Source organism: Deltaproteobacteria bacterium, assembly GCA_020845775.1.
In the GTDB taxonomy this organism is placed as follows: Bacteria; Bdellovibrionota_C; UBA2361; order SZUA-149; family JADLFC01; genus JADLFC01.
This window is the reverse complement of record JADLFC010000047.1, coordinates 1-6,537: the sequence shown is the minus strand read 5'-3', so window position 1 is coordinate 6,537 and position 6,537 is coordinate 1. Positions and strand designations below refer to the sequence as shown.

Sequence of the window (6,537 nt, the reverse complement as noted above, 5' to 3'; positions counted from 1 at the left end):
GGTTAAGAGCGATTCAGCCGCTATGTAGCCTATTGCTGAATATTCTCATTATACCATTCAAAAAAAAGCTGCATTCCATCGCGGAAACTCGTTAGCGGACAATACGAAAGTTTATCTTTAGCTTTGGCAATATCAGCATAGGTAATTTCCACGTCTCCCGGCTGACTATGCTCTTCCACAACATGCAATTTCTTTCCTGCGATATCAGATACGATCTTAAGAGCATCATTTAATTGAACAGTTTGTGAGTTGCCCAGATTAAATATTTCATAACCATAGACGCGATCTAGCGCACTTACAAACCCACAAACGAAATCTGCAATATAAGTGTAATCCCTCCGAGACGTCCCATTGCCAAACTTCCTAATTGGGGTTCCCTTAATAGCCGCCTCTATAAACAACCAGGGAGCCATATCCGGTCGCCCACGCGGACCATAAACCGTAAACGGCCGCACTACATTGACGTTAATGCCATATAAATGATGATAAGTGTACGCCAGCACTTCGGTGGCTTTTTTGGTTGCCGCATAAGGAGAGATAGGCCTATCGGTTGCGCTATCGCTCTCCCGAAAAGGGACTTCTCTGGAGCTACCATAAACTGAGGATGATGACGTCAAAACGAAATTCCGAAGCCTATGCTCCTTTGCTAACTCCAAAAGATTTAAGGTGCCACCAATGTTCGTTCGTTCATAAATAAGCGGATATTGTATAGAAGGTCTTACACCTGCACGTGCAGCCAAGTGAGCAACGTGACTTATCGCATTCTTTCGAAAAATGTTTGCCAGAACGCCATAATCGACTATATCTCCCCTAATAAAGACAAAATCATTATAGCTTTTTAATATATCTAGATTATTTTCCTTAAGACAAACTGGATAGAAATCGTTTAAATCATCTATCCCGATTACCCTATCTCCGCGTTTCAGGAGAAATTCCGCCGTATGCGAACCGATAAAGCCAGCAACTCCTGTAACCAACACATCAGCCACTTTCTTAATCCTCGTCCTCTAGTCCTTACAAAGAATTATCTGCCCCGACAAGAAGTGTCTTCTGTCATGCCTCGTTATAGCGGCACTGACATCCTAGACATAAGCTCCGCCGCTTCATTCCTAATCGCTTCGAGCACACTGTCGTCATCCCCGTGCATCGCTACTCGTTTGATCCAATCTCCCACCATCACCATCTCAGCCTCCTTAAAACCCACGGTAGTAATCGCTGGAGTACCGACTCTGATTCCCGAAGGAACCCACGGCTTAACATCTCCGGGGACTGAATTTTTGTTGCAAATCAAGCCAGCCTTCTCCATTTTATTAGCCATCCACGTTCCACCTTGCACTCTAATGTCGCTGCTGCCCTTTGTAACATCGCACACAATCATGTGATTATCAGTTCCGCCAGTAACTAGCGAAAATCCATTTTCTAGCATGCGATCGGCCAACTTCTTGGAATTTGCAACGACTTGCCTTGCATAGGCAGTGTAATCAGGGCGCAAAGCCTCTTTAAGCGCAACGGCTATCCCAGCGATGTTATTCATGTGAGGTCCGCCTTGCAACGAAGGGAAGACAGAACGATCTATTTTTTCGCCTAATTCCTTCTTGCAAACAATTATACCACCCCGTGGCCCACGCAATACTTTATGCGTAGTCATGGTCATGACATCTGCATGTGGGAAGGGATGCGGATGGCAGCCAGTAGCGACTAAACCACTAATATGAGCAACGTCTGCCACAAGGAAAGCTCCTACCTCTTTGGCGATATCCCCAACAACTGCAAAATCGATAGCTCTTGGGTACGCAGTAGTCCCAACTATCATTACTTTAGGACGAACTTCGCGCGCTATTTGTCTAATGGAGTCGTAATCGAGCCTATCATCAGCGCCTAGTTTAAACTGACTAGCAGAAAAAAATTTGGCAGTAACATTAACCTTATGTCCGTGCGTCAAATGCCCACCGCTTTCTAAAGCTAACCCCAACATTCGCTCGCCTGGTTCTAACAGAGCGTTCAGAACTGCAAAATTTGCCGGCGCTCCACTAAGAGGCTGAACATTGGCATGATACTGATCTTCTTTGCCAGGAGCGAATAACTTCAAGCATCGCTCTATGGCAATTGTCTCGACTTCGTTAATATAGTCTTGTCCTTGATAGTAGCGGCCGTTTTTCCTCTGCCTTTCTCCATCTTTCCACACATAACTATAGCCCTCGGCATACTTATTCCCAAAACAACTAGCAGTAGCTTCCTTAACTGCCTTAGAAATATAGTTATCAGAAGCAATTAAGCGAACAACACTAGCTTGACTCTTTTCTTCCTGCGCGATTAAGGTGTGAATAGCTGGATCGACCTCCTGCAAAGGACTATGCATGTCGGACATTTAAATAATTCTCCAATTTTTCAAATAATAAATAGTAACAAACGGTATGGATCAGTTTACTCGACAAAAATTACTCGACAAACGTCGTTGTCGTCGGTATCTAGCATAAAAAACCAAGAGATTCAATAAGATCGCAAAAAAACGGCTTTTTATAACATTAGCGAAATTAGTAGAATTACCTAAGGATTCGAAGGCAAATGCGCTAATGTGCCGTCACATTTTTCAGTTCGGAATAGACTCGTCAATAAATAGTCGAACGGCTCTCTGAAGTTCAAACACAAGTTCTCTAAGCTTTGGATATTTCTCTTTTGCCTCGGAAAAAACCTCCCTTTCTCCATTCTTCTCAAGCTCCAATGCGATGTCTATTAACAACTGAGAAGATATATTGCGGCCCAAGTTTTTCATTGAATGGGCCTTTCGGCGAAGCGTGTTTCCATCGGACATATCAAGCGCCTCAGCGATCTCGATCAACAACGATTGTGAATCGTTAAGAAAAATATCTAAAAGCTTTCGCAGGAAGACTGCGTCTCCAAAAACGGATTCGAGCAGCTGCTTTTCGTTGAATAAGACCTGGTTATTTTGCGAGCTCATGCAGTAAGCGTTTTTGCAGTAATTACTTTACGACAGATTCGGCAATTAACGTCAAAGTCCTTAGAAGCCTTTCAATCTCAAGTGGTTTATCTAAATAATAACCCATTCCAATCTTTCGCACCGAGCGTTGAGAAAGCTCTCTTAAATAGTTGCACCACACTACTATAGGGGTAGATGGGGCCAGAGTTGCGATTCGGCGAGCGAGAACTTGGCTATCGACGCTGTCGATAGTATCGTCTAAAATAATAATATCGCAGTCACAGCTATTAGTGGGCGTAAACTTGTTAAACACTTCATTGCTACTCGAAAATATTTTTATTTCACAGGGCACATCAGAAAAAATTCTATTAAACAACCTGGTTAGCTGCTCGTCCCCTTCGACAATGCAAATTCTCTTGCCCATCAATAATTCTAGATTGGCTTTTGGAAGCAACAAGTCACTCGACAAGTTCTCTTGCGACTCTTTGCGATAAGGCAGATAAACATCAACTACTGTTCCCTTCCCCACTTCGCTCTCAACTTTTATTACACCTCCAGCTTTAAGCACCAGGCTATTTACCACTACGAGGCCTAAGCCAATTGATTCTGGAGCTTTCGTAGTAAAGAAGGGCTCAAATATTCGATTTTTCACTGCTGGCTCCATTCCCAAACCACTGTCTTTTACGGTTAGTCTAGTGCAGTAGTCACAGCGAATCTCGCCAGCAACTGCCGCAGGCAGAGCACCTCGCTCTATCTCAGTGAGCGTCACACTTAAGACTCCTCCAGTGCTCTTCATAGCTGCAGTGGCATTTGCACATAAATTATTTACAATCTGATAGGCATTGCCCGCATCTATGCTGTAGTTACCAGCAACTTCTTTAACCTTCTTACTAACCGTTACGCTTGTAGGTATAGAAGAAGCCATGCGATCCAATACGGTATCGATCACGGGACCAAAAGCAGTGGGCTTGCGAGGCGAGGCACTAGTGGTTCCGCTGTAATTTAGAGACAACACTTCTTGAAGTAAATAAGTGGCCTTCTTTGCTGCACAGATTACCTCTTTTATATCTTTGTTTAGCTCGCTTACATTATTGACATCATCGCTTGCTAGCTCCGCAAATCCAAGAATGGAACCCAAAATATTGTTCATGTCGTTAGCTATGCCGGCAGCAACGCTTCCGGTATAGGCTTGCCTTTCTGATACTCTAAGCTGATCCTCGAGCTCTCGCTTGCGCTCAACTGTAGAATAACGCTCCAAGGCCTTTTCCACTGTAATCGGCAGAACCTTTAAGTGATTATTGGTATTATCCTTAATTACATAATCATAGGCTCCGGACTTAATAGCCTTTACCGCGACTTCCTCGTTTCCTGCTCCCGTAATGAATATTACTGGAGTATTTTGCGATGCTCGAAGAACATCAAAAGCAGTTCCATCTGGCAATAAGTAATCTACTATAATTACCTCAAAACTATTATTTTCGATTGCCTCAACAGCTTCCCTCACATCCCTTACAATGGTGTAATCGTAGTTTATTTTCTGATGTTTAACGTAATGCTCAAATGTAAGCTGATCAATTGAATCGTCCTCGACGAACAACACTTTGGTAGCACCTTTTGATGGCATCAACTCGCCATCAACCGCCAGAGATGGCTTTGAATTTCTATATGAGTGTGGATCACCAGCCATTACTTTATTTTCCATAATAACAGTAGCTTATAGTCAAATAACTTTAAAAACACTTTAATGTTAACAGCTATAGGTTGATACCAATACAACACGCTTCTTATTAATCGACATTGCGCTTTGCTAACTTAATTAATAAAAATAACTATGAGGGGCAAACAAATATATGAAGCATTATAATAACTTGGTCGAAGCTTTTCGAGAAATATCGTCTACTTATTCAGACAAAGTCCTGTATTCTCAGTCTCTGATTGCTGAGCACTGCATTACTAAGGACAAACACCGGAGGTGGGTTAGCACTTCATACCAAGGCGCTAGAGAGCGAATCGACAAGATAGCTAATCACTTGGCGTCGCTAGGAGTCACCTTAGGCACAAAAGTTGCTATTCTTTCCGCAAGTCGTCCCGAATGGCTAGAAGCTGATTTTGCTATCATGTCGGCAGGCGGCATAGTCGTGTCCATATATCAATCGCTCCCTCCCAAGGACATTGCCTACATTCTGTTTGATTCAGATTCAAAGATTGTTTTCGTAGAAAACCAGGAGCAGCTAGACAAGTTAGTGACTATAATGGCTAGCCGCTATGATTTCCCTGCGACCGAAGACAGGTCTGAGTTAAACACTGCTATTGACATCGCGCACATAGTTTCGTTTGAGAACACAACTGAGCATCCATTAAATGTATCACTCGAGCAAATCTTTCAGATGCCTTTAGATAAGCCCATCGATACTTGGCAGTCCGTTAAGAGAACTGATCTTGCCTCTCTCGTCTACACTTCTGGCACTACGGGCGCTCCTAAAGGAGTCATGCAAACTCATGGCAATCACCTCGCTAACGTTAGGCAAGTCTTGGAAAGCGGAATACTGCCAGAAAACTGCGACATAATGCTGTTTCTTCCATTGGCACATTCCTTCGCAAAATTAATTGGACTATTGGGGTTTCTAACTTCGGCTTCACTAAAATTCCCTGGAGTTGCGGACAGGCACTCATCTCGTCTAAATCAAAAGTCACTTGCTATCGATCTAGCTGAGAGCAATGTACACGTAGTTCCGGTAGTTCCACGAATTCTCGAAAAGATGAAGGAGGCCATTGAAGCCAAGGCAAATGAAAACGGCTTAAGCAACTATTTGCTGCGCCTGACGTTGATGGCTTCCACAAAAAACTATTCCTCTTCCTCCTGCGCGAGCCATTGCAACATAGTGTGGAAACTTCTTCACTGTCTGTTAACGTCGATTAGAGCGAAGATTCAGTTATCGTTGTTTGGTTCCAAACTCGAATATATTCTATCTGGTGGCGCAAAGCTCAACCTCGAAGTAGCACAATTCTTCGACATGTTGGGCATAAAAATCGTCGAAGGTTATGGGCTTACGGAGACATGCGTAGCAACAAACGTAAATAGACCCGATAAGTTAAAACTTGGAGCTGTTGGCCCAGTGCTTGCGCCTGATATTGAAATAAAGATAGAGCCGGATGGCGAGATATGTTTTAGAGGACCAAACGTTGCGGTGGGATACTACGCTCGCCCGACAGCAACTAAAATGTCATGGGATGCGGAAGGCTGGTTCCATACTGGGGATCTTGGTTCGATAGATAACGAAAACCATCTTTCCATTGTAGGGCGAAAAAAGGAAATAATCGTAACATCCTATGGAAAGAACATAGCACCCGTGCCGATAGAGGATAGGCTGAAATCTAGCAAATACATAGATCAAGCCATGCTAGTAGGCGAAGGGAGAGCTTTTTGCGTTGCAATCGTAGTTATTAACGAGAAGGAAGTATTGCAATACGCGAGAAGCAAAAAAATGTCACTCGAAGATCCATTGCACGATAACCCCATCGTTAGCGAACTAATATGGAATGACGTAGAGCAAATCAACCACTCACTACCCAACCACGAAAAAATCCGCAAAATTATC

5 protein-coding genes are annotated in these 6,537 nt (G+C 43.4%); 1 reads left to right on the top strand and 4 read right to left on the bottom strand.

Features of this window, described 5'->3' with window-relative positions:
• Nucleotides 1-29: 29 nt before the first annotated feature.
• The 4 genes from IT291_03335 to IT291_03320 all read right to left on the bottom strand — a co-directional run bounded on the left by IT291_03335 (nucleotide 30) and on the right by IT291_03320 (nucleotide 4,640).
• On the bottom strand, nucleotides 30-980 hold the full coding sequence (locus IT291_03335) for a GDP-mannose 4,6-dehydratase (protein MCC6220256.1): 951 nt from the start codon (nucleotides 978-980) through the stop codon (nucleotides 30-32).
• Nucleotides 981-1,063: 83 nt separating this feature from the next.
• Nucleotides 1,064-2,368, bottom strand: a complete 1,305-nt coding sequence (locus tag IT291_03330) for a serine hydroxymethyltransferase (GenBank protein MCC6220255.1) — start codon at nucleotides 2,366-2,368, stop codon at nucleotides 1,064-1,066.
• Between the two features lie 222 nt (nucleotides 2,369-2,590).
• Nucleotides 2,591-2,959 carry an Hpt domain-containing protein gene (locus IT291_03325; protein MCC6220254.1) on the bottom strand — a complete coding sequence of 123 codons (369 nt, stop codon included), beginning with the start codon at nucleotides 2,957-2,959 and terminating at the stop codon, nucleotides 2,591-2,593.
• A gap of 22 nt (nucleotides 2,960-2,981) precedes the next feature.
• Nucleotides 2,982-4,640: a response regulator gene (locus tag IT291_03320; protein MCC6220253.1), complete on the bottom strand. Its 1,659-nt coding sequence runs from the start codon at nucleotides 4,638-4,640 to the stop codon at nucleotides 2,982-2,984.
• Nucleotides 4,641-4,788: 148 nt separating this feature from the next.
• Here IT291_03320 and IT291_03315 point away from each other — a divergent pair.
• Nucleotides 4,789-6,537 (top strand): long-chain fatty acid--CoA ligase (locus IT291_03315; protein ID MCC6220252.1); only part of this gene is annotated, 1,749 nt, incomplete at its 3' end.